At 73.0% G+C, this 21,080-nt stretch carries 24 protein-coding genes, 1 tRNA gene and 1 pseudogene; 14 read left to right on the forward strand and 12 right to left on the reverse strand.

Going from position 1 to position 21,080, the window contains the following annotated elements:
• Positions 1-46: 46 nt before the first annotated feature.
• Together DVK06_RS13480 and DVK06_RS13485 are read right to left on the reverse strand one after the other, a co-directional pair.
• Positions 47-1,672: a succinic semialdehyde dehydrogenase gene (locus tag DVK06_RS13480; protein ID WP_121600639.1), complete on the reverse strand. Its 1,626-nt coding sequence runs from the start codon at positions 1,670-1,672 to the stop codon at positions 47-49.
• A gap of 74 nt (positions 1,673-1,746) precedes the next feature.
• Positions 1,747-2,805 (reverse strand): AI-2E family transporter, encoded by a 1,059-nt coding sequence (locus tag DVK06_RS13485; protein ID WP_121600640.1) that lies wholly within the window; start codon positions 2,803-2,805, stop codon positions 1,747-1,749.
• A gap of 114 nt (positions 2,806-2,919) precedes the next feature.
• Here DVK06_RS13485 and DVK06_RS13490 point away from each other — a divergent pair, with 114 nt between their 5' ends.
• Positions 2,920-4,074 (forward strand): aminotransferase class I/II-fold pyridoxal phosphate-dependent enzyme, encoded by a 1,155-nt coding sequence (locus DVK06_RS13490; RefSeq protein ID WP_121600641.1) that lies wholly within the window; start codon positions 2,920-2,922, stop codon positions 4,072-4,074.
• Positions 4,074-4,361, forward strand: a complete 288-nt coding sequence (locus DVK06_RS13495) for a hypothetical protein (protein ID WP_121600642.1) — start codon at positions 4,074-4,076, stop codon at positions 4,359-4,361. Before DVK06_RS13490 ends, DVK06_RS13495 begins: the two co-directional genes overlap by 1 nt.
• A 27-nt stretch (positions 4,362-4,388) precedes the next feature.
• Here DVK06_RS13495 and DVK06_RS13500 read toward each other — a convergent pair whose 3' ends face one another.
• On the reverse strand, positions 4,389-5,111 hold the full coding sequence (locus DVK06_RS13500; protein ID WP_233561728.1) for a hypothetical protein: 723 nt from the start codon (positions 5,109-5,111) through the stop codon (positions 4,389-4,391).
• A 158-nt stretch (positions 5,112-5,269) separates the two neighbouring features.
• Between DVK06_RS13500 and DVK06_RS13505 the strand changes: the two genes are divergently transcribed.
• Together DVK06_RS13505 and speB are read left to right on the forward strand one after the other, a co-directional pair.
• On the forward strand, positions 5,270-5,647 hold the full coding sequence (locus DVK06_RS13505) for a translation initiation factor IF-5A (protein ID WP_017344606.1): 378 nt from the start codon (positions 5,270-5,272) through the stop codon (positions 5,645-5,647).
• Positions 5,648-5,652: 5 nt separating this feature from the next.
• Positions 5,653-6,495 (forward strand): agmatinase, encoded by an 843-nt coding sequence (speB, locus tag DVK06_RS13510; protein ID WP_121600643.1) that lies wholly within the window; start codon positions 5,653-5,655, stop codon positions 6,493-6,495.
• Positions 6,496-6,507: 12 nt separating this feature from the next.
• Here the strand turns inward: speB and DVK06_RS13515 are convergent, their stop codons facing one another.
• The gene (locus DVK06_RS13515; RefSeq protein ID WP_053772633.1) at positions 6,508-6,759 is read right to left on the reverse strand and encodes a hypothetical protein; all 252 of its coding nucleotides are present in this window, start codon (positions 6,757-6,759) and stop codon (positions 6,508-6,510) included.
• A gap of 97 nt (positions 6,760-6,856) precedes the next feature.
• Positions 6,857-8,506, reverse strand: a complete 1,650-nt coding sequence (locus tag DVK06_RS13520) for an amidohydrolase (protein ID WP_121600644.1) — start codon at positions 8,504-8,506, stop codon at positions 6,857-6,859.
• A gap of 131 nt (positions 8,507-8,637) precedes the next feature.
• Here DVK06_RS13520 and DVK06_RS13525 point away from each other — a divergent pair, with 131 nt between their 5' ends.
• Entirely contained in the window at positions 8,638-9,087 is a 450-nt protein-coding gene (locus DVK06_RS13525; protein WP_053772635.1) for a universal stress protein, read from the forward strand.
• 51 nt (positions 9,088-9,138) lie between these two features.
• Here the strand turns inward: DVK06_RS13525 and DVK06_RS13530 are convergent, their stop codons facing one another.
• Positions 9,139-10,092 (reverse strand): alpha/beta hydrolase, encoded by a 954-nt coding sequence (locus tag DVK06_RS13530; protein WP_121600645.1) that lies wholly within the window; start codon positions 10,090-10,092, stop codon positions 9,139-9,141.
• Positions 10,093-10,141: 49 nt separating this feature from the next.
• Between DVK06_RS13530 and DVK06_RS13535 the strand changes: the two genes are divergently transcribed.
• On the forward strand, positions 10,142-11,524 hold the full coding sequence (locus DVK06_RS13535) for a DEAD/DEAH box helicase family protein (RefSeq protein WP_121600646.1): 1,383 nt from the start codon (positions 10,142-10,144) through the stop codon (positions 11,522-11,524).
• Between the two features lie 415 nt (positions 11,525-11,939).
• Here DVK06_RS13535 and udk read toward each other — a convergent pair whose 3' ends face one another.
• Positions 11,940-12,638, reverse strand: a complete 699-nt coding sequence (udk, locus tag DVK06_RS13540; RefSeq protein ID WP_053772638.1) for a uridine kinase — start codon at positions 12,636-12,638, stop codon at positions 11,940-11,942.
• Positions 12,639-12,838: 200 nt separating this feature from the next.
• On the opposite strand from udk, the gene DVK06_RS13545 reads away from it, so the two are divergent.
• The 4 genes from DVK06_RS13545 (at position 12,839) to DVK06_RS13560 (ending at position 14,614) form a co-directional block, all read left to right on the forward strand.
• The gene (locus DVK06_RS13545; protein ID WP_121600647.1) at positions 12,839-13,561 is read left to right on the forward strand and encodes a cyclic nucleotide-binding/CBS domain-containing protein; all 723 of its coding nucleotides are present in this window, start codon (positions 12,839-12,841) and stop codon (positions 13,559-13,561) included.
• A gap of 66 nt (positions 13,562-13,627) precedes the next feature.
• Positions 13,628-14,215, forward strand: coding sequence for a GNAT family N-acetyltransferase (locus DVK06_RS13550; protein WP_121600648.1), 588 nt, complete (start codon positions 13,628-13,630; stop codon positions 14,213-14,215).
• Between the two features lie 61 nt (positions 14,216-14,276).
• A tRNA-Thr gene (locus tag DVK06_RS13555) sits at positions 14,277-14,350 on the forward strand.
• Between the two features lie 60 nt (positions 14,351-14,410).
• Positions 14,411-14,614 (forward strand): hypothetical protein, encoded by a 204-nt coding sequence (locus DVK06_RS13560; protein ID WP_121600649.1) that lies wholly within the window; start codon positions 14,411-14,413, stop codon positions 14,612-14,614.
• A gap of 40 nt (positions 14,615-14,654) precedes the next feature.
• On the opposite strand, the gene DVK06_RS13565 is transcribed toward DVK06_RS13560, so the two are convergent.
• Together DVK06_RS13565 and DVK06_RS13570 are read right to left on the reverse strand one after the other, a co-directional pair.
• Positions 14,655-15,074, reverse strand: coding sequence for a universal stress protein (locus DVK06_RS13565; protein WP_053772642.1), 420 nt, complete (start codon positions 15,072-15,074; stop codon positions 14,655-14,657).
• A gap of 72 nt (positions 15,075-15,146) precedes the next feature.
• Complete coding sequence (locus DVK06_RS13570; protein WP_121600650.1) at positions 15,147-15,659, reverse strand: CinA family protein; 513 nt, start codon at positions 15,657-15,659, stop codon at positions 15,147-15,149.
• Between the two features lie 60 nt (positions 15,660-15,719).
• Between DVK06_RS13570 and DVK06_RS13575 the strand changes: the two genes are divergently transcribed.
• The 4 genes and pseudogenes from DVK06_RS13575 to DVK06_RS13590 all read left to right on the forward strand — a co-directional run bounded on the left by DVK06_RS13575 (position 15,720) and on the right by DVK06_RS13590 (position 18,655).
• Entirely contained in the window at positions 15,720-16,421 is a 702-nt protein-coding gene (locus DVK06_RS13575) for a bifunctional 2-polyprenyl-6-hydroxyphenol methylase/3-demethylubiquinol 3-O-methyltransferase UbiG (protein ID WP_121600651.1), read from the forward strand.
• Positions 16,418-17,053: a hypothetical protein gene (locus tag DVK06_RS13580; protein ID WP_053772645.1), complete on the forward strand. Its 636-nt coding sequence runs from the start codon at positions 16,418-16,420 to the stop codon at positions 17,051-17,053. Before DVK06_RS13575 ends, DVK06_RS13580 begins: the two co-directional genes overlap by 4 nt.
• A gap of 68 nt (positions 17,054-17,121) precedes the next feature.
• The gene (locus DVK06_RS13585) at positions 17,122-17,403 is read left to right on the forward strand and encodes a hypothetical protein (protein WP_121600652.1); all 282 of its coding nucleotides are present in this window, start codon (positions 17,122-17,124) and stop codon (positions 17,401-17,403) included.
• A 71-nt stretch (positions 17,404-17,474) separates the two neighbouring features.
• A pseudogene (locus DVK06_RS13590) lies at positions 17,475-18,655 on the forward strand (PAS domain S-box protein).
• A 42-nt stretch (positions 18,656-18,697) separates the two neighbouring features.
• Here the strand turns inward: DVK06_RS13590 and DVK06_RS13595 are convergent.
• The 3 genes from DVK06_RS13595 to DVK06_RS13605 form a co-directional block, all read right to left on the reverse strand.
• On the reverse strand, positions 18,698-19,339 hold the full coding sequence (locus DVK06_RS13595) for a thymidine kinase (protein ID WP_053772648.1): 642 nt from the start codon (positions 19,337-19,339) through the stop codon (positions 18,698-18,700).
• 90 nt (positions 19,340-19,429) lie between these two features.
• Entirely contained in the window at positions 19,430-19,885 is a 456-nt protein-coding gene (locus DVK06_RS13600) for a hypothetical protein (protein WP_053772649.1), read from the reverse strand.
• Positions 19,886-20,001: 116 nt separating this feature from the next.
• Positions 20,002-21,066, reverse strand: coding sequence for an amidohydrolase family protein (locus tag DVK06_RS13605; RefSeq protein WP_121600653.1), 1,065 nt, complete (start codon positions 21,064-21,066; stop codon positions 20,002-20,004).
• Between the last annotated feature and the right edge of the window lie 14 nt (positions 21,067-21,080).

Genomic DNA, 21,080 nt, shown 5'->3' on the forward strand with positions numbered 1-21,080 from the left:
CGGCGTCCGGCGCCTCGGTCGCGGGTCGTCGGCTCGACGCGCTCCCTCAGCGGCGCGAGAAGCGCCGTCTGACCGCGTCGACCGCGCGGCTCGCTCGCCGCCCGACCCCCATCGCCGCGAACGCGCCGCGGACGAACCAGTCGGTCGGGATCCGGTCCGGGAACGTCAGCGGGCCGACCCGCGAGACGCCCACCGTCCGCGTCTCCGTGTAGCGCCGGATCCCCTCCGGCCCGTGTCGCCGACCGAGCCCGGAGTCGCCGAACCCCCCCATCGGCGCGTCGTTCGCGCCCCACGTGGCGAGGAACGCGTCGTTGACGTTCACCGTGCCGCAGTCGATCTCGCGGGCGATCTCGGCGCCGCGCTCGCGGTCCGCGGTCCAGACGCTCGCGTTGAGCCCGTAGGGGGAGTCGTTCGCGGCCGCTATCGCCGCGTCGGCGTCCGGAACCGGCGTCACCGCGGCGACGGGTCCGAAGGTCTCCTCGCAGGCGACGGTCGCGTCGGGCTCAACGCCGGTCAGTATGGTGGGCTCGTAGCAGGAGGGTCCCACGTCGGGCCGCGCGCGGCCGCCGGTCTCGACGGTCGCGCCGCGCTCGCGGGCGTCCTCGACGTGCGATTCGACCCGGGCCAGCTGGTCGGCGTCGACGAGCGACCCGAGGTCGGCGTCGTAGTCGTACCCCGTGCCGAGCGTCACCGCCTCCGTCTCGCGAACGAACGCGTCGAGGAAGGCGTCGTACGCGGACTCGACGACGTAGATCCGCTCGGCGGAGAGGCAGAGCTGGCCCGCGTTCGAGAAGCAGGCCTGGACCGCGCCGCGGGCGGCCTCCTCGACGTCGGCGTCGCCGAGGACGACGAGCGGGTTGTTGCCGCCGAGCTCCAGCGAACAGCCGATCAGGTTCCGCCCCGCGCGCTCCGCGATCGTCCGCCCGGTCGCCGTGCTGCCGGTGAACGCGACGTAGTCGACCGCGTCGATCAGCGGCGGCCCGACCCGCGGCCCCTCGCCGGTGACCACCTGGAGCAGGTCCGCCGGGAGGCCGGCGACCTCCAGCAGTTCGGAGAGCAGGAGGGCCCCGAACGGCGTCTTCTCGTCGGGCTTGAGCACGACCGCGTTGCCGGCGGCCAGCGCGGGGATCGCGTCCGCCATCGAGAGGGTGAGCGGGTAGTTCCACGGCGAGATGACCCCGACGACGCCGACCGGCTCGCGGGTGACCGTCGCGGTCGTGATCCCGGGCGCGACCCCCCGGCGGCGCTCCTCGGCCAGCGCGTCCGGCGCCTCGCTCGCGACGTACGCGCAACCAGTCGGCACGTCGAACAGCTCCTCGACGGCGGTGCGCCGGGACTTGCCCGTCTCGAGCTGGAGCAGGTCGAGGAGCTCCTCGCGGCGGTCCGCGACGAGGTCGCCGAACCGGTCGACGACCCGGGCGCGCTCCGCCGCGGGCGTCTCGGCCCACTCGGCCTGCGCGTCTCGCGCGCGCTCGACGGCGGCCGCCACGTCGTCCGCGTCGCAGGCCGGCACGCGCCCGATCCGCTCGCCGGTCGCCGGGGCGAACACGTCGATGGCGTCGTCGCCGTCCGCCGGCCGCGAGCGGGCCACGCGCTCGGGGAGGTCGTCGAGGCGTCGCGAAGCGAGCGTCGGGGCGTCGCCGACCGCGGTGGGGAGATCCGTCGGGGGCATCGGATACCGTGACGACGGTCGGCGGAGGGAAAGCGGTACCGGCGGCGGAGAGGGGGAGGTGGATCGGGCGCCGGTCAGTCCGACGAGTCCTCGCGCCCCTCGACGGGGCCGGCCTCCTGCGCGACGGAGCGGGGTTCGTGCGCGACGGACCCCGTGGCGCCGTGTTCGGTGAGCATGTCGATCACCTCGAGCAGCAGCGAGACGACGAGGGGGCCGACGATGACCCCGACCGCGCCGAGCGTGAGGATGCCGCCGACGAAGCCGACGAAGTACAGCCCCGGGGATATCTTCCCGGTCCAGCCGGCAAGTCGGGTCCGGATCACCGCGTCGGGGACGAAGGCGACGACGACGAGGCCGATCACCAGCACGGCGATCGCTCGCCCGGGCTGACCGACGAGTACGTCGCCGGTGCCGAGAGCGACGATGAGGACGCTCGGGCCGACCACGGGGATGAACTGGAGGATGCCGGCGATCACGGCCAGCAGGACCGGCGAGCCGTAGCCGAGGACGCGGAACACCACGAGCGCGAGGAGGAACGTCGCCGCCGCCGTCGCCGCCTGAAGCACGTAGATCGAGTACAGCGTCTGTCGCGTCCGCTCGTGGAGCCGAGCGGGGACGTCGTGGTATTCCGGCGGCAGGACGCCGAAGACGGCGGCGCCGACCGCTCCCGGCCGGTAGAGGATGCCGTACACGAGGAAGGTGAACACGACGAGCTCCAAGACGAGGACGGGCGCCGCGCCCGCCAGCGCGAGCGCGACGTCGCGGACGAAGGCCTCGGCGGCCGCGACGTACGGCGCGACCTCGATCGCCGTCTCGAAGTCGCCGACGCTGATCGGGACGACGTCTGGGATCCCTTCGAGGATGGCGATCAGCTCCGCCCGGCGCCGGTACAGCGCGTACAGGAGCGGCGCCACGAGGAGCGTGGCGCCGAGGAAGGCGACCGCGGTGGCGACGCCGCAGGCGATCCGGCGTGGGAGTCCCCGGCCGACGAGCCGCTGCCGGAGGGGGTACAGGACGTACGCGACGGTGACCGCGAAGACGACCGTCCGCAGCACCTCCGCCAGCACGGCCGCCGCGAGCGTCGCCAGGGCGACGAACAGGGCGGCCAACAGCCGCTGCCGGTTGAGAACCATGACACATTGTCGCGATCGGCGAGGAAAGTCGTTGTGGTGGTCGCGGCCCGCCTCGAACCCGTACCGGGCGCCCGAGACCACAGCACCTAACCTCGCGCCTCCCCGAGGACGCCCATGCGCATCGACCCGTTCGGCCTCGAACGCTGGTTCGCGGAGCACGAACACGAGGCCGACATCATGCTGGCCGAGAGCGGCGTCCGGTCGCTCGACGCGAGTCGGTTCGACCTCGACCCGGGGAAGCTCGGCTACGTCATCCCGACGAACGGCGACCCCGAGTTCCGGGCGTCCGTCGGCGACCGCTACGACCGGTCCGCCGACGAGGTCCTCTTCACGTGCGGCACCCAGGAGGCGAACTTCCTGACGTTCCTCTCGCTGCTCGGCGACGAGACCGCCGTCGACGGGGAGGGCGGGGAGACCGGCGTCGGCTCCGGCACCCACGCCGTCGTCGTCACGCCCACGTACCAGGCGCTCCACGCCGTGCCGGACGCCTTCGGGGACGTGACCCGCGTCGAGTTGGAGCCGCCGGAGTGGGAGCTGGACCCCGGCGCGGTCGCCGACGCCGCGCGAGACGACACCGCCGTGATCGTCGTCAACAACCCGAACAACCCCACCGGACAGTACCACGACGAGGCGGCGATGCGAGCGGTGTACGACGTCGCGGTCGAGCGCGACGCCTACCTGCTCTGCGACGAGGTGTACCGCCTGCTCGCCGACGAGCCGCAGCCGCCGGTCGCGAGCTACGGCGCGCACGGGATCTCGACCACGAGCCTGACGAAAGCGTACGGGCTCGCCGGGCTGCGGTTCGGCTGGATCGCCGGCCCGGAGCCCGTCGTCGAGCGCGCGTGGCAGTGGAAGGACTACACGACCATCTCGCCGAGCCTGTTCGGCCAACACGTCGCGAAGCAGGCGCTCGGCGCGCGCGAGGACCGCATCTTGACCGAGAACCGCGAGCTGGCGGCGGACCACCGCGATCGGGTCGCGGACTGGGTCGACGAGCACGGCCTCGACTGGCTCGACCCGGTCGGCGTCAACGCGTTCGTTACGGTCCCCGACGGGTTCGAGGACGCGGAGGCGTTCTGCCGGACGGTCGTCGACGAGGCGAGCGTCGTCCTCGCGCCCGGGAACCTGTTCGGCTTCCCGGGCCGGTTCCGGATCGGGTTCGGGCTCCCCACTGAGGAGTTAGCAGACGGGCTCGACCGCGTGAGCCGCGTGATCGAGGAGCGTGCGGCGGCGTCCGACGCGGCCGCGACGAGCGGAGGTGACGCCTGATGGGCCTGCTCGGCGACCTCAAGGACGACGTGGTCGGGCTCGTCCGCGACCCGACCGACGAGCAGAAGATCCTGGTGACCGCGGCCGTCGCCATCGCGATCGCCGACCGCGCGCTCTACTTCGTCGAATTCCCGTTCGTCGTGCGGACGACGGCCGCGGTCGGCGTCGGCTTCGTCGTCATGTTCCTCGTCAGCTACCTGTACACGGGACAGTTCGTCCCGCCGGACGGGAACGTCGACGACGACGACGAGGAGCCGGAGGAGTACGTCGACGAGCTCGACCCGTAGACCGCTTTTTTCCGCGATCGGGGCGCCCTACGTCGCCGCGGCCGCCGCCGCCGCGCCGCCGGCCCCGGCCGACCCGCTTCCGCTCGCGTAGTTCACCGCGTCGCCCCAGTCGACCGGGGGGACGCCGGGGTCGCCGTCGTCGCCGGCCTCGACGTCGCTCCGGAGGTCGCGGTGATCGTAGTCCGGGTCGCGGAGCCGCTCCGCGAGCTCCGGCGTGACGGCGACGCGTTTCACCGTCCGGCCGACGTCGCCGATCGACCCGTCGTCGAGGCCGAACTCCACGTCGTAGCCGCGCACGTGGGCGTCGCCGAACTCGTCGTGCAGCGCCGCGGCGGCGCGGGCGGCGTGGCGGTAGACGCCGTCCGTCCCGGGATCGGCCGTCGCGAGCGGGACCCGGACCACGGGGACGTACACCGGGTCGCCGTCGTCGTGTTCGGCGACCTCGTGAAGGCCGGTGGACGACGGCGCGTCGGCCCCCTCGCGGAGCGGCGCGTCGGTGGGCGCGGGCAGGTCGCCGCCGAGCGCGTCGGCGACGTGGTCGACCCGGTCGTCGGACGAGCGGAGGACGTACGCGACGACGCCGGCGAGGAGCGCGACTCCGGCCGAGATCACCGCGCCGGCGAGCACGAGCCCGTCGCCGCTCAGGGGGATCGCGGCCGGGTCGGCGGAGGCGACGCTCGGGGTCGCGGCGTCGCCGATAGCGGCGGTCGAGGTCGGTGCGTCCGACGAGGGGGGAGCGATCGGGGACACGCCCGGCGATCCAACTCGGCTCCTGTTGAGTGTTTCCCCTCCGCGGGAGCAGCCGGATCGTCCGGTCCGGGCCCTCGGAACGGCCTCGGCCGCCGGACCGATTCCGGCAGCGCCGCGGTTCCAAACCGTTTATACCCGCCCCGCGGGAAATGGCGTTCATGCCGCGAGAGCAGAAGCAGGTTCGCGAACTCCAGGAGGGCAGCTACGTGATGATGGACGACGCGCCCTGTAAGATCAACCACTACAGCACCGCTAAACCCGGAAAACACGGCAGCGCGAAGGCACGCGTCGAGGGGAAGGGCGTCTTCGACGACAAGAAGCGCTCGCTCTCGCAGCCGGTCGACGCGAAGGTGTGGGTCCCGATCATCGAGCGCAAGCAGGGACAGGTCGTCAACGTCAGCGGTGACGAGGTCCAGGTGATGGACTTAGACACCTACGACACGTTCACGATGCGTATCCCCGAGGGCGAGGACTTCACCTCGGACGACAACATCGAGTACCTCGACTACGAGGGCCAACGGAAGATCATCGGGTAGTCGGCATGTTCCCCGGGGCGACGACCGACCGCGAAGCTGCTTCCCACGTGGTCGTCGGCGCTCCGCTCGACGCCACGACCACTTTTCAGCCGGGCGCCCGGTTCGGACCGGACCGGGTCCGGCGATTCGCCGAGACGTACGACGACTACGACCGCCGCACGGACAGCCGCTTCTCCGCGCTGGGCGTCCACGACGCCGGCGACGTGCGTCCCTGGGACGACGTGCCGGCGTACCTCGACCACCTCGCCGCCGAACTGCGGAGCGTCGTCTACGACGGCGCCGTCCCCCTCCTCCTCGGCGGCGAGCACACGGTCACATACGCCGGCGTCGACGCGGTGGAACCCGACGCCCTCGTCGTCGTCGACGCGCACCTCGACCTCCGCGAGGCGTACGACGGGACCCCGTGGAACCACGCCTGCGTCACGCGCCGCTGTCTCGACGACCTCGGCGTGGACCGCGCGGTGATCGTCGGCGCCCGGACCGGCTCCGAGGCGGAGTGGGACCGCGCGGCCGACGCCGACGTGGAGGTCGTCGCGCCCGAGGATGCCCGCAAATGGCTCGACGCCCTCGACGGCGACGCCTTCGCGGACGAGTCGGTCTACTGCTCCGTCGACGTCGACGGGCTCGACCCGGGGTACGCCCCCGGAACCGGAACGATGGAGCCGTTCGGACTCGAACCGCGCGAAGTCCGGGACATCGTGCGCGCCGTCGCGCCCCGGGCCGACGGGTTCGACGTCGTCGAGGTGAACGACCGCGACGACGGGCAGGCGGCGGCGGTGGCGGGCAAACTGCTGCGGGAGTTCGTGTTCGCGCGCGCGGCGGCCCGCGAGGACGAGTCGAGCGAGTGACGGACGGGAGCGTTACGAGACCTCCGAGAGGCGTTTCCGCGCGGCCGTCACCGCCTCCATCGCGTCGATCCACTCGCGGGGGTCGGTACACCAGATACGGTCGCCTTCGACGCTGACACAGAAGACGGACTCTCCGGAGGGAGCGAGCGTGACGCGGTCGACGTCGGGGCGGTCGCCGAGGTACGCGTCGATGAGCCGTCGGGCGGTCTCCGCCTCCGACCGGAGGCGGTTCCCCTCGGCGTACTCGATGGCTATCTCTGCCATAGTGGCGCGTTAGAACTACACGATTAATAACTACTGTTTTCTGGCAGCGATTGCGGGTTTCCCGGTTCGACGGCCGCCGACCTCCCCTGCCGCCGGCTCACCGGTCGTCGAACACGACCTCGCCGTCGACGACCGTCAGGGCGACGTCGATGTCGTCGATGGCGTCGGACGCCTCCCACGGCGAGTCGTCGAGCGCGACGAGGTCGGCCCGCTTCCCGGGTTCGATCGTCCCGAGTCGGTCCTCGTCGAAGCCGGCGTAGGCGGCGCCGCTCGTGTACGCGCGCAGCGCCTCGGTGACCGTGAGCCGCTGGGGCTCTGTCGGGGCGGTGACCGCGTGGTGGACGCCGACGAGCGGGTCCATCGGCATCCCGTCGGAGCCGAAGGCGAGCTCGACCCCCGCGTCGAGCATGTCGCGGTAGCGGTTCGTCTCGGCGGTGCGCTCGGGTCCCAGTCGCTCCTCGTAGAGGCCGCCCTCGCCCGCCCACTTCAGGAAGTTCGGCTGGACACTCGCGACGACGCCGGTCTCCGCGAGCCGCGCTATCGCGTCGTCGTCGGCCAGTTCGACGTGTTCGATCCGGTGGCGCGCCTCGCCCGCGTCGGTCCCAGAGGCGTCCTCGTAGGCGTCCAGCACGGCGTCGACCGCCTCGTCGCCGATGGCGTGGGCGGTGAACTGGAAGCCCGCCTCGGTCGCGGCCGCGACCGCCTCGTCCAGCTCCTCGGGGGCGACGACCCACTGCCCGGTCTCGTCGGGCGCGTCCGCGTACGGCGCCGAGAGGCGGGCCGTCCGACCGCCGAGGCTCCCGTCCGTGTAGGACTTGATCGCGCCGGTCTCGACGAACTCGCTCCCCGCGTTCGTGGCGAGGCCGACCTCCCGCACCGCGTCGAGGTGGTCGCTCCAGTAGTTGATCCGGACGCGGGCGGTGAGTTCGCCGGCCGCGTCGAGGTCGCGGTAGACCCGCGGGGCGTGCGAGTCGCGGACCATGTCGTGGAAGCCGGTGATCCCGCGCTCGGCGCACTGGTCGAGCGCGGCCTCGACGACAGCGCGCGTCTCCTCGCGGTCCGGCTCGACCGCACGGTAGATCGGATCGATGGCGGCCTCGAGGAGGACCCCGGTCGGCTCGCCGTCGCCGTCGGTCGGCACCGTCCCGTCGGGCGCGTCGGCGAGCACCTCCGCGAAGCGGTCGAGCGCGACACCGTTGACCGCCGCGACGTGCATGTCCTCGCGGAACGCCGCGACCGGACGCTCGGCCGAGACGCGGTCGAGGTCCGCGCGGGTCAGGTAGCGCGACTCGTCCCAGGTCGACTCGTCGTAGCCGTAGCCCAACACCCACTCGCCGGTCCCGCCGCCGTCGCTCGCCTCGCCGCCCCCGCCGGCCGCCTCGTCGCCCCCGCCGGCCGCCTCGCCGCCGCTCTCCTCCCGTTCCACTTCCGCCGCGCGCTCCGCGAGCAGGTCGACGGCCGCTCCGGGGGAGTCGGCCGCGGAGAGGTCCGCGTGGACGAGGTACCGCCCCACGGTCGTCAGGTGGGTGTGCGCGTCGACGAACCCGGGGAGGAGCACGCGCCCGCCGAGGTCGACCACGTCGGTGTCGACGCCCGCGAGCAGCTCCACGTCGTGGGTCCGCCCGGTCCTGACGACCGCACCGTCGCGCACGGCGACGGCCTCCGCGACCTCGTCGCCGCCGTCGTCCGGGTCCGCGAGCGTGTGTACCTCTCCGTTCACGAAGATCCGGTCCGCGGCCTCTGTCATGGGACTTCGGCGGGCGCACAGCGTGTTAACCGTTCGGGAACCGGTCGGACGGCGGCGCCGGCGGCCGCCGACTGAACCGGCCGCCGGGAACGGGCGACCGATTTATTCGCTCGCCCGTCGAACCGTCGCGTATGTACGACAACGTGCTCCTCCCGACCGACGGCAGCGTCGGCGTCGACCGCGCGACCGACCACGCGATAGACGCCGCCGACCGCTACGACGCGACGCTTCACGTCCTCTACGTGGTCGACAGCGACGTGGTGAACGCCTACTCCGGCGACGAGTTCGTCGACGGCGCCGAGGGCGCCGAGGAGACACTCGAAGAGAGCGGCCGCGAGGCGCTCGACGCGGTCGCGTCCCGCGCGAACGAGGCCGACGTCGAGACCGTCACCGCGCTGCGGTACGGCGTCCCCCACGAGGAGATCCTCCGGTACGTCGACGAGGCGGACGTGGACCTCACGGTGATGGGGTCGAAGACGCGCTCCGGCGGCTACCGACGGATGCTCGGCTCCGTCACCGAGCGCGTCTCCCGGCAGTCGACCGCGCCCGTGAGCATCGTGAAGACGACCGTGGACGCCTGACCGGAGTCGGCGCCCGGGGCTCGGGAGCGGAACCCGGGCCCCGCGGCCGCCTCACAACCGTTCTCGCACGTCCTCGGCGACCGCGGACAGCGCCGCCTCCGCGGTCGGCACGCGGTCGGCGAGGCTACAGAACCCGTGCGCCATCGCCGGGTAGTGACGGTGCTCGACCGCGGTCCCCTCGCGCCCGAACCGCTCCGCGAGCGCGGCGCCGTCGTCGCGCAGGGGGTCGAACCCGGCGGTGACGACCGTCGCGGGGGGCAGGTCGCCGAGGTGGGCCGCCCGGAGCGGCACCGCGTAGGGGTTCGCGGCGTCGACCGGGCTCCGGAGGTACTGCTCGTAGAACCACCGCATGTCCGCGCGGGTGAGGAGGGGGCCGTCGGCGTTCTCCCGGTAGGAGTCCGTCTCGAAGTCGTGGCCGGCGATCGGATAGAGCAGGAACTGGCCGGTGGGGGTCGGCGGCTCGTCGAACTCCCGAGCGCGAAGCGACGCGGCGACCGCGAGCGCGCCGCCCGCGCTGGTGCCAGAGACGCCGAGCCGAGCGGGGTCGACGCCGAGCGCGTCGGCGGCCTCCGCGACCCACCCGACCGCCGCGGCCGCCTCGTCGACCGCGACCGGGAAGGGATGTTCCGGGGCGAGGCGGTAGTCGACGGAGACGACGACGGCGTCGGCGCGGACGGCGAGCTCGCGGCAGATCCCGTCGACCGAGTCGAGCGTCCCGAGCGTCCACCCGCCCCCGTGGAAGTGGACGAGGGTGCGGCCCGGCTCGCCGTCGGCCGCGTCGAGCGCGGTCCCCGGCCGGTACGCCCGCACCGGCACCTCCCCGTGCGGGCCGTCGAACGCCAGGTCGCGGACCTCGGCCACCGGCGGCTCGGGCGGTCCGGAGAACAGGTCGTCCTCGAGGTCGCGGGCGGCCGCGACGGAGAGGTCGCTCCACGCGGGCAGGCCCAGCGACTCGATCTCGTCGATCGCCGCGGCGAGGTCCGGGTCGAGTTCGTCCGCGCGCATACCGGGGCGAGGCGGTGGGCCTTTGTAAGTCGGTCGGCAACTCCGGGCGATGGACGTCCGGCTGACCTACGAGGACGGCACGGTCCGGATCGACGCGGACGCCGACCTCGCGCCCGACGCGCTCCCGCCGCTCCCGGGGGTCGAGACCGACCCCCGGACCGGGACGGGGCGGGCGCCCGCGCACCGCTACGCCGAACTCCGGCGGGCGCTCCGGGTGGCCGGCGTCTCGGTCGACGACCGCGTCCTCGACGCGAGCGACCGCGCGGCGAGCGAGGCGGAGCTGCCGGACGCGCTCGCGACGGACTACGACCTCCGCGAGTACCAGCGCGAGGCGTTGGACGCGTGGCGCGAGGCGGACGACCGCGGCGTGATAGAACTCCCGACCGGGGCGGGAAAGACCGTGATCGCGGTCCGCGCGATGGTCGACCTGGGCGTCCCGACGCTCGTGGTCGTCCCCACCGTCGACCTCCTCGACCAGTGGCAGCGCGAACTCGAACGGGAGTTCGACGCCCCGATCGGTCGGTTCGGCGGCGGCGAGCAGCGCCGGGAGGCGATCACGGTGTCGACGTACGACTCGGCGTACCTGAAGGCCGACGGCGTCGGCGACGCCTTCGAGTTCGTCGTCTTCGACGAGGTCCACCACTTGGGCGGCGAGGGGTACCGCGACGCCGCCCGCCTCCTCGCCGCGCCCGCGCGGCTCGGCCTCACCGCCACCTTCGAGCGCCCGGACGGGGCTCACGAGGTCGTCGCCGACCTGGTCGGCGAGCGCGTCTACGCGCTCGACGTGGACGACCTGGCGGGCAACCACCTCGCGCCCTACGACATCCGGCGGATCGAGGTTGAGCTGACGGCGGAAGAGCGCGAGCGATACGACGAGAGGCAAGGCACCTTCGTCGAGTACGTGCGCGACGCCGGCATCACGTTCTCGAGCGGCAGCGACTACCAGGAGCTCGTCAAGCGCTCGGGCAACGACCCCGCGGCCCGCGAGGCCCTGCTCGCGAAGCAGGACGCCCGCGAGATCATGATGAACGCCGACCGCAAGGTCGAGCGGCTCGCCGAGATATTGGAGCGCCACCGCGACGACCGCGTCATCGTGTTCACGGCCCACACCGACCTCGTTTACCGCCTCTCCGAGCGCTTCCTCCTGCCCGCGATCACCGCCGAGACGGGCGCCAAGGAGCGCCGCGAGATCTTAGAGCGCTTCCGCGACGGCACCTACAGCCGGGTCGTCGCCGCCAACGTCCTCGACGAGGGAGTCGACGTGCCCGACGCGAACGTGGCGGTCCTGCTCTCCGGCTCGGGCAGCGAGCGCGAGTTCACCCAGCGGCTCGGCCGCGTGCTTCGCCCGAAGGAGGACGGCGGGCGGGCGACGCTGTACGAGCTCGTCAGCGCCGAGACCGCCGAGGAGCGGGTGGCGAGCCGGCGGCGATAAGCCGGAACGGTCGGGAGGGGATATTTAAATTCCTGTGAGCGGCTGGTACAATTTTTATGAAAGACGATGCGGCGGCGCGTGCCGACGAGCGCCCGATAGGGCGCGAGGAGCACGCGCGAGGGACGCGGCGACCGGAGCGAAGCGAAGGGAGCCGCGAGGCTGGGGAGGCGTGAGGTGCGGTTCGGGGGGACTCAAAGGGGCAGTCGCGAGGGCGGCGCAGGCGTTCACGAGAGCTCCGCTCTCGTGAGCCAATCAGAACGCAAAGCGTTCTGATGACGACGTAAGGACCGCAAGGAGGGAGCGGAGCGACCGACTGAGGACCGCAGCGAGCGTGCGCCGCCCTCGCGACTGGGGCTTTGGAGGTGGTCACCACGACTGCGCCGTCGGGTCCGTAACCTGAGAGAACCGCCCGCGATTAATCGTCGCCGTCGACGTCCAGCGAGCGCTTCTCGCCGAGCTCCTGTTCGAGGCTGCCGCGCTCCCAGCTCCGGACGGCGTCGCCCTCGACCTCGGCGCGGAGCTTCTCCTCTAAGAGGTTCACGGCGACGCTGTTGGCGCCCTCCGGAATGATCACGTCGGCGTGCTTCTTCGAGGGCTCGATGAACTGCTCGTGCATCGGCTTCACCGTCGAGAGGTACTGGTCGATGACGCCCTCCAGGTCGCGGCCGCGCTCGATCACGTCTCGCCGAATCCGACGGAGAATTCGCACGTCGGCGTCGGTCTCGACGAACAGCCGGAGGTCCATCATGTCGTTTATCTCCTCGTCGTACAGCGCTAAGATTCCCTCCAAGACGATTACGTCGGTCGGCTCGACGGTGACGCGCTCGTCTTTGCGGTTGTGGACCTCGAAGTCGTACTGGGGCATCTCGACGGACTGGCCCTCCAAGAGCGCCTCCAAGTGCTCCCTGAGCAGCTCCCACTCGAACGCCGAGGGGTGGTCGTAGTTGACCTCCTGACGCTCCTCGAACTCGAGGTGCGAGAGGTCCTCGTAGTAGTTGTCCAGCGGGATCCGGGTGACGCTGTCGCCGAGGTCGCGGGTGACGAGCCGGGAGACCGTCGTCTTCCCGGCGCCCGTCCCGCCCGCGATCCCGATCACGAACGAGGGAATGGCCATATCGCCGTTCGAACGCCGGAGGGTTTGAACGCTCCCTTTCCTCGCCGCGTGCGGTCCCCGTCACCGCTGCGCACGCACCGGGGGCCGCCGCGCGTCGCACGTCCGGCGCCCGGTGTGGGAACCGATCAAAACAGTACGATCGGCGCGGATAAAACGCTACCGGGGGCACCTTTTAGCCGGTCGGAGCGGATCCGAGTCGTATGCGAACAGACACCACGGTTCGTGACGTGATGCACCGCGAGTTCCTCGGCGTCAGCGAGTCGGACTCGCTCCCGGACGCGGCCGCGCTGCTGGTCGACGAGGAGACGAACTGTCTGGTCGTCGTGCGCGGCGGCGAGCCGGTCGGACGCCTGGAGTCCCGCGACGCGCTCGACGCGCTGCTGGACGCGACGACCGCCGGATCGGACGACGGTCCGGCCCCTGCCGACCTCACCGTCGCCGACGTGATGGGCCCGCCGCTGCCGGCGGTGGCACCCGACGACTCGCTGGCGGCGGTCGAGGAGCGCCTCGTCGCGGAGGGGGCGGACCGCGTCGTCGCGGTGGCGGACGGGGAGGCCGTCGGCGTCGTCACGGACGGCGACGCGCTCGCCGCGGGCGCGCCGCGGACGGGCACCGGCACCGAGGCCTTCGGCGAGGAGCCCGCGGCGGGCGAGCCCGGGCCCGACGGAGCGGTGCTGTCGACCGCGGCCGCCGCGGACACCGACGCGGAGCGGCGCGCCGAGGCGACGATGGACCCCGAGGCGGCGGAGCGTGCGGCGGTCGCGACGCGGGACGAGACCGCCGACACCGACGGCGGCGCCGACGCGACCGGCGGCGCGGACGGGGGATCGACCCAGGGCGTCTGCGAGAACTGCGGCGCGCTCGTCCCCGACCTCGTCACCGCGAACGGGCAGGCCGTCTGCCCGAACTGCCGCGAGATCTGAGCCCGCACCGAGGCGAGCGAGCCGCCGGCCGGCAGCCTCAACACGCCGCGAGCCGAAGGCGTGCGCATGGGCGAGTCGGACGCGCGGGTCGAGCCGGCGACCGCCGACGACGTCGACGCCGTCACCGACATGTGGGTCTCGCTCGCGGCCGGCCAGCGGGAGCACGGCGCCACGCTCCGCGCCGAGGCGAACCGCGCGACCGTCCGCGAGTGGGTCGCACAGTCGGTCGTCACGGGCGAGCTGTTCGTCGCTCGCGCTCCGCCTCCCGGGGCGGAGACGGAGGGGGGAGGAGACGGAACATCCGATCCGGTCGGCTTCGTCGGCTTCTCGCTCGAACGCGGCGACTACGAGCGCGACGCCGTCCGCGGGACCGTCAGCAACCTCTACGTGGTCCCGGAGCGCCGCGGGGAGGGGATCGGCGCGGCGCTGCTCGACACGGCGGAGCGCGAACTCGCCGAGGCGGGCGCCGAACACGTGGCACTGGAGGCGCTCGCCGACAACGACCGCGCCCGGGCGTTCTACGCGGCGCGCGGCTACGACCTCCACCGGGTCGAACTGACGAAGTCGCTGGGCGACGCCGAGGCCGAGCCGCCCGACACCGAGGCCGAGTCGCATGACGGTGAGGGCGCGGCTCCGACCGACGAAAGCGGCTGACCCCGGCCGGGTTCGCGGAAAGCGACACGCACTCATAGGAGGACCGAGTACGACCGCACGCGCCAGGGGAGCATGGGTGGTTCATGCACTCGACTTGTAATCGAGACTTCCGGGGTTCAAATCCCTGCCCTGGCTTCGACCCCGTCGCGACCATCCGCGGGCATTTCTTAAGTAGCCCCGACGCACACGTCGGGTATGGACTCGTCGGATCGCGCGCTGCTCGGCGTGGCCGGGATCGTCGGCGCGCTCGTGGTCGCGATCGCGTTCGCGGGCGGCGTCCTCTTCGGCTTCGGGGAGTCGGCCGCGCGCCCGATCCGACTTCTCGCGGTCGAGCCCCTCACGTGGATCGTGATCGCCGCGCTGGTCGTCGCGGTCATCGGGAACGCGTACATCGACTGACCGCGGGCGGGCGCACGGATCGCGACCGAAGTCCGCCGACTCACCGCACGACCGTGACCGGCACCGGCGACCGCTGGAACACCGTCTTCGCCACGTTGCCGACGAACAGGCGGTCGGCCAGCGACCCGCTGTGGGTGCCCAAGACGACCACGTCGAACTCCTCGGCCCGGTCGATTATCTGCCGCGCGGGGCGGCCCGTCTCCACGGCCGTCTCGACGGTCGCGTCGTACTCGGCTGCGATCTCCCGCGCCCGTTCGAACACCGGTGCGGCGGCCTCGCGGACCCCGTCCTCGCCGTCGTCCGACAGCGCGATCCCCGCGGCCTGTCCCATCATCGGCGACGCGCCGCCGACCACTGTCAGCACGGTTATCTCGGCGTCGGGGTGGCCGTCGAGCGCGTACCGGAGCGCGCGCTCGGAGAGGTCTGAGCCGTCCATCGCCACGAGTACGCGCTCGATCATGCCGGCAGTACGCGCCGTTTCCTGATAAACGCAGGTGGTGACGCGGGTCGGGCGGGCCGACCGGTCGCATCCTCACCCGTCGACGTCCTCGATGACCCGGACGAGGGCGTCGAGCGCCCGCTCGGCGGCGCCCCGCTTCACCGCGTCGCGGTCGCCGTCGAGGACGGCCCGCTCGGTTCGCACGAACGACTCCCCGGTGCCCCACGGCGCGGCGTGCGCGACGCCGAAGTAGACGAGCCCGACCGGTTTCTCGTCGGTCCCGCCCGTCGGTCCGGCGATGCCGGTCGTCGCGACCGCCCAGTCCGCGTCCGCCCGGTCGCGGGCGCCCGCCGCCATCTCGCGGACCACCGGCTCGCTCACGGCGCCGTGCGCGTCGAGCGACTCGCGTGAGACGCCGAGCAGCTCGCGCTTGGCGTCGTAGGTGTACGTCACGAAGCCGCGGTCGAAGTAGGCGCTCGCGCCCGGGGCGTCCGTCACTCGCGAGCCGACGAGGCCGCCCGTGAGCGACTCCGCGGTCGCGAGCGTCTCGTCGCGGTCGGCGAGGAGCGCGTTCAGGCGCTCGGCGGGGTCCGTCGCGTCGTCCATACGGGCCACTCCGAGCGAGGCGCCCCTGAGGTTTACGCCCCGGCGCGTCGAACGGCGACCGTGACCGACACCGACTGGGACGAGCGCTTCGCGTCGGGGGAGTACCCCCGGGCGCCGGCGCCGTCTCCCGTGCTTCGCGCATACGAGCCGTCGCTGCCCGGCGGTCGCGCGCTCGACGTCGCCGCCGGCACCGGCCGGAACGCGGTGTTCCTCGCGGACCGCGGCTACGACGTCGACGCGCTCGACGCCTCGGCGGCGGGGCTCCGGATCGTCCGCGAGCGCGCCGCCGAACGCGGCGTCGCCGACCGGATCGAGACGATAGCGGCGGACGCGACGACGCACGAACTCCCGGCGGAGGCGTACGACCTCGTCACGATGAGCTACTTCCACACCCTCGACCGCTTCGCCGACCTCGTCGCGTCGCTCTCGCCCGGCGGGTACCTCTTCGTCGAGGGCCACCTCCGCTCGGCGGAGCCGTCGCCGTCGGGGCCGAGCGACGACCGCTACCGCTTCGCGGCGAACGAACTGCTCCGCGCCGGACTCGGGCTGAGCGTGCGCTACTACGACGAGACGACGACGGAGCGCCCCGGCGACCGCCGCCGCGCGACGGCGCGGCTCTTGGCGCGGAAGTCGACCGGCGGCCGGCAGTCGTATCCGCCGCGACCCGACGCGCCCGCCCGATGGCCGGGGGACGAGCGCGACTCGGCGGGCGCAGACGACGCCGCGGGCGACTCCGCGGCCGCGGGCGAGAAGGGCCCGTGAGCGACGGCGACCCCGCGTCGCCCGCGGCCGCCCTCCGGTCGCTCGTGGCGCGCGCCGTCGACGTCGACCCCGAGCGCCTCGACGAGCGAGTCGACACCCTCGAACGCGGACGCGCATCTGCGGACGACGAGGCGACCGAGAGCGGACCGGCCGGCGAGGGCGCGGTCAGCGGCGACATCGGGACCCCCGCCGGGCGACTGGCCGCCCTCGTCGGCGAGTCCGAGAGCGTCGTCGCCGTCGTCCCGCGGTTCGAGGCCGACCTCGCCCGTCGGCTGAACGCGGCGCTGGCGGCGGGAGACGACGGGGGCGACGGCGCGACCGACACCGAACCCGACGCGGTCGCGCCGCGAGAGGCCCGCGTCGTGTTCACCGGCGCCGCGGCCGACCGACTCGCCGGAGCGACGGGGCCGGTAGTCCGGCGCGCGCTCGCCGACCGCGGCGTCGACGCGTACCGACACGACGGCGACTCGCCGGTCGCGGTGGCGCTCGGCGACGACCGCGCCGTCGTCGGACTGGTCGACGACGCGGGGGTCGCCGCGCTACTGTGGACGGACGACCCCGCGGTCCGCGAGTGGGCGGCCGCGACCTGCCGTCGCTACCTCGACGCGGCCGAACGGGTGACCGACGACTGAGCGGTCGGATCACACCGGACGGGCCGGTCCCCCGGTCCGCTTTTCAGGACCGGCGTCGAAGCACCGGCATGAAAGCGCTACTGCTGTTGGTGGCCGGAATCGGCGGACTGCTCGAAGCCGTCGCCCCGCGGCGCGCCGTCGCGCTGTGGACGCGCGCGCTCTACCGGAACGCCGGCGAGGCGGAGCCGCGCGAGTGGGTGTACGCGGCCGCGAAGGTCGAGGGAACGCTGGTGGCGGCCGGCGCGCTCGTGGGGCTGTTCCGCCTCGCGACCGCGGAGGACGACGGTGCGGACGGTGGCGACGACGCGACGGGCGGTGACGCGAACGGCAGCGACGCGGACGAAGCGTGAGCCGGTAGCCCGCCGGCGGCGCGGGTCGGGCTACCCGAACGTATATTTGACCGGTCGGGGTATGAGTTGTCATGTCGAGGCCAGCTTCGGACGCCCGGTCGGCGGACGCGTCGAGCCTCCGCGTGCTCCACGTCGACGACGACCCGGCCTACCTCGACCTGACCGCGACCTACCTCGAACGGATCGACGAGGCGTTCGCGGTGACCTCCGAGACCGACGTGGACGACGCCTTAGCGACGCTCGACCACGAGGCGATCGACTGCGTCGTCTCCGACTACGACATGCCGCAGGCCGACGGCCTGGAGCTCCTCCAGCGGGTCCGAGACCGCGGGATCGAGATCCCCTTCGTGCTGTTCACCGGGAAGGGGAGCGAGGAGATAGCGAGCGAGGCCATCTCGGCCGGCGCGACGGACTACATCCAGAAGCGCGGCGGGAACGACCAGTACGAGGTGCTGGCCAACCGGGTCCGCAACGCGGTCGACCAGCACCGGTCGCGGGTCGCGCTCGCCGAGAGCGAAGAGCGGCTCTCGCGGTTCATCGACCAGTCGCCGCTGGGGACGATCGAGTACGACGCCGACTTCCGGATCGTCCGGACGAACCCCGCCGCGGAGGAGATCCTCGGCTACGACGAGTCGGAGCTCCTCGGCGGGACGTGGCTCCCGTTCGTGCCCGCGTCCGAGCGCCGACACGTCGCCGCGCTCGAACGCGACCTCCTCTCGGACAAGGGCGGGTACCAGAGCGTCAACGAGAACGTTCGCGGCGACGGCCAGCGGATCCGCTGCGCGTGGCACAACCAGGTGGTGACCGACGCCGACGGGGCGGTGATAGGCGTGTTCTCCCAGTTCGAGGACGTGACCGAGGAGACGGCGCGCAAACGCGAGATCGAACGGACGAACGCCGTGCTGTCGACCGCCCTCGACGCGCTCCCCGTGGGGATGCTCGTCGAGGACGCCGACAGGCGGGTGATACGCGTGAATCAGCGGCTCTTCGACCTGTTCGGCCTCGACGGCGACCCGGAGGACGCCACCGGGCTCGACTGCCGGGAGCTCGCCGCCGACCTGAGCGGGGAGTTCGCCGACCCGGGGAGTTCGTCGCGCGGATCGAGCGCGTCGTCGACGCCGGGGTCCCGGTGAACGACGAGCGGCTGGCGCTCGCCGACGGGACGGCGCTGATCCGGACGTACCGACCGATCGACCTGCCGGGCGGCGACGGCCACCTCTGGGCCTACCGGCGGGCGAAACGGCCGGAGTGAGACGGCGGGCGGCGTCGGTCGACGCCAGCGTCCGGGCCGGGCTCAGTCGTTCGTGGAGTCGGCCTCGGCGCTCTCGAACGGCCGCTCCTCCTCGGGCCGGTCGCCGGTCAGCAGCACGTGGCAGTCGCGACACCGCGCCTCGTAGGACTCCTCCGCGCCGACGAGGATCGTCGGGTCGTCGGCGTGGGCGGGCTCGCCCTCGATGAGCCGCTGGTTCCGGGAGGCGGGCTCGCCGCAGACCGAGCAGATGGCCTGGAGCTTGTCGACGTACTCGGCGGTCGCCATGAGCTGCGGAACCGGGTCGAACGGCTCGCCGCGGAACGTCTGGTCGGTGCCGGAGACGATCACGCGGCTGCCGCGGTCCGCGAGCGCGTTACAGACCTCGACGAGCGCGTCCGAGAAGAAGTTCGCCTCGTCGATCGCGACGACCTCGGCCGGGTCGTCGTCGAGGATGTCGAGGGGGCCGTCGCCCTCGTTGTCGACGACCGTCGCCTCCCACTGGCGGCCCGTGTGGCTGCCGATCGTCGCCTCGCCGTAGCGGTCGTCGACCGCGGGCGTGTAGACGGCGACCGACTGCCCGGCGATCTCGGAGCGCCGGAGCCGGCGGAGCAGCTCCTCGGTCTTGCCCGAGAACATCGACCCGGAGATGACCTCGATCCAGCCGGATCGAGTGATGGCGTGCATACCGGATCGGGCCGGAGCCAGCGACAAAACCGTTTCTCTCCGGGCGCGCTTTACTCGCGGAGCCGGAGCTGGCCCGCCGTCGACGCGGCGTCAGACCGCGGTCGCGACGCCGACGGCGACGGCGGCGACGAGGACGTACGCCGCCGCGGAAGCGGCCCAGTCGCGCCGGATCGGGCCGAGCCGCTGGCGCGGGAGCCCCGGGGCGCGGGGGAGCGGGACGAGCGCGAAGAAGCCGACCATGAGGGCGAACTGCGCGACGCCGGCGACCGCGAGCGCGACGCCGACTCCGAGGCCGAGCGCCGCCTGAATCGCCGAGACGAGGCCGACGAACAGCAGCCCCGAACCGGCCCCGGCGACGTAGTGGACCCACGTCGCCAAGCGCTCGGGCGCGTCGTCGACGGGCGTGTCGGTGAGCACGCCCGCGGCGACCTTCGGCGCCGTCGTCCCCTCGGGCAGCCGCGCCATCACCGGGTCCATCGCGAGCGTCGCGGCGAGTCCGACTACCGGCCCGAGCGCGAGGCCGGCGAGCAGCGAGAGCGTCGTCATAGGATGGATCACGGGCGGGAACGGTTTCACTCCGTCGGCGAGGGAAGGCGGCGGGGGAAAGCGGCGGTGGAAGGCGGCGGGGAAAGCGGCGGGCGGACGGCGTTCGGGCGGGCGACTCAGTCCCCGCGCGGGACGACCGTCTCGCCGCCGATCACGACCCGCGAGACGTCGGCCTGTCCCGCGCGCCTGACGACGGCGCGGACGAGGTCGCGCGCGCCGGCGAGGTTGTCCGAGTCGCCGTCGAGAACGAGGAGGTCGGCGTCGGCGCCGGGCTCGATCACGCCGCGGTTCAGCCCGGCTATCTCGGCGCCGTTGACCGTCGCCATCCGCAGCACTTCGCGGGCGGGGAGGTCGGCGAGCTTCGCCGCGAACTCCATCTCGCGGAACATCGACGGCGAGTCGGTCATCACGTTGTCGGTGCCGAGCGCGACGGTGGTGCGCTCCGCCAGCTCGCGGATCGGCGGCACGCCGACGTTCGTCACGAGGTTCGAGCGCGGGCAGACGACGACCGGGGTCCCGCGGTCGGCGAGGCGTTCGAGGTGGATCGGCTCGGCGTGGACCATGTGGACGAGGAAGTCGGGGTCGAGGTCCATCGCGGGGTTGACGTCTGCGGCGTCGCGCTCGCCGGCGTGGATCCCGAAGGGCTTGCCGGCGTCGCGCGCCGCCGCCCGGACCGCGTCGAAGTCGGCGTCGCGGGCGCCCGAGGCGCCGTACCCGTCGGCGACCGAGAGCACGTCGGGGTCGTCGCGGCCGAAGACGACGGCGTCGATCGCGCGGCCGCCGAACGGGACCCCCTCGCCGGCGAGCGCGTCCCGCAGGGCGCGCACGCCCTCGACGCCCCCTTCACGGAACTCCAGGAACGTGCCGGTTCCCGTCGCCTCCATGTACCGCAGCGTGCGCGCCATCGCGGCGACCTTCTCCTCGCGGTCGGCCGCACGGAGGAGCCGGTGTTTCAGCCCGTCCGGCGGCGCGACCAGCTCGTCGAGCGAGAGGCCCTCGCCCGCCTCCTTGGCGATCGAGTCGCCGACGTGGGTGTGGGCGTTCACGAACGCCGGGAGGATCACCCGGTCGCTCTCGACCGACGCCTCCTCGACCCGGACGATCTCGCCGTCCGCGACGACGACCCGACCCTCGACCGGCTCGAAGTCGCTACCGACGAGGACCGTCCCCTCCAGGTGCATACCGGGGGCTCGCC

It is taken from the genome of Halorubrum sp. Atlit-28R (assembly GCF_003665955.1).
Classification (GTDB): Archaea; Halobacteriota; Halobacteria; order Halobacteriales; family Haloferacaceae; genus Halorubrum; species Halorubrum tropicale.

Coding starts and splice junctions, on each gene's coding strand:
- DVK06_RS13480 (WP_121600639.1), bottom strand. CDS start 1,672: ATGCCCCCGACGGATCTCCCCACCGCGGTCGGCGACGCCCCGACGCTC.
- DVK06_RS13485 (WP_121600640.1), bottom strand. CDS start 2,805: ATGGTTCTCAACCGGCAGCGGCTGTTGGCCGCCCTGTTCGTCGCCCTG.
- DVK06_RS13490 (WP_121600641.1), top strand. CDS start 2,920: ATGCGCATCGACCCGTTCGGCCTCGAACGCTGGTTCGCGGAGCACGAA.
- DVK06_RS13495 (WP_121600642.1), top strand. CDS start 4,074: ATGGGCCTGCTCGGCGACCTCAAGGACGACGTGGTCGGGCTCGTCCGC.
- DVK06_RS13505 (WP_017344606.1), top strand. CDS start 5,270: ATGCCGCGAGAGCAGAAGCAGGTTCGCGAACTCCAGGAGGGCAGCTAC.
- speB (WP_121600643.1), top strand. CDS start 5,653: ATGTTCCCCGGGGCGACGACCGACCGCGAAGCTGCTTCCCACGTGGTC.
- DVK06_RS13515 (WP_053772633.1), bottom strand. CDS start 6,759: ATGGCAGAGATAGCCATCGAGTACGCCGAGGGGAACCGCCTCCGGTCG.
- DVK06_RS13520 (WP_121600644.1), bottom strand. CDS start 8,506: ATGACAGAGGCCGCGGACCGGATCTTCGTGAACGGAGAGGTACACACG.
- DVK06_RS13525 (WP_053772635.1), top strand. CDS start 8,638: ATGTACGACAACGTGCTCCTCCCGACCGACGGCAGCGTCGGCGTCGAC.
- DVK06_RS13530 (WP_121600645.1), bottom strand. CDS start 10,092: ATGCGCGCGGACGAACTCGACCCGGACCTCGCCGCGGCGATCGACGAG.
- DVK06_RS13535 (WP_121600646.1), top strand. CDS start 10,142: ATGGACGTCCGGCTGACCTACGAGGACGGCACGGTCCGGATCGACGCG.
- udk (WP_053772638.1), bottom strand. CDS start 12,638: ATGGCCATTCCCTCGTTCGTGATCGGGATCGCGGGCGGGACGGGCGCC.
- DVK06_RS13545 (WP_121600647.1), top strand. CDS start 12,839: ATGCGAACAGACACCACGGTTCGTGACGTGATGCACCGCGAGTTCCTC.
- DVK06_RS13550 (WP_121600648.1), top strand. CDS start 13,628: ATGGGCGAGTCGGACGCGCGGGTCGAGCCGGCGACCGCCGACGACGTC.
- DVK06_RS13560 (WP_121600649.1), top strand. CDS start 14,411: ATGGACTCGTCGGATCGCGCGCTGCTCGGCGTGGCCGGGATCGTCGGC.
- DVK06_RS13565 (WP_053772642.1), bottom strand. CDS start 15,074: ATGATCGAGCGCGTACTCGTGGCGATGGACGGCTCAGACCTCTCCGAG.
- DVK06_RS13570 (WP_121600650.1), bottom strand. CDS start 15,659: ATGGACGACGCGACGGACCCCGCCGAGCGCCTGAACGCGCTCCTCGCC.
- DVK06_RS13585 (WP_121600652.1), top strand. CDS start 17,122: ATGAAAGCGCTACTGCTGTTGGTGGCCGGAATCGGCGGACTGCTCGAA.
- DVK06_RS13595 (WP_053772648.1), bottom strand. CDS start 19,339: ATGCACGCCATCACTCGATCCGGCTGGATCGAGGTCATCTCCGGGTCG.
- DVK06_RS13600 (WP_053772649.1), bottom strand. CDS start 19,885: ATGACGACGCTCTCGCTGCTCGCCGGCCTCGCGCTCGGGCCGGTAGTC.
- DVK06_RS13605 (WP_121600653.1), bottom strand. CDS start 21,066: ATGCACCTGGAGGGGACGGTCCTCGTCGGTAGCGACTTCGAGCCGGTC.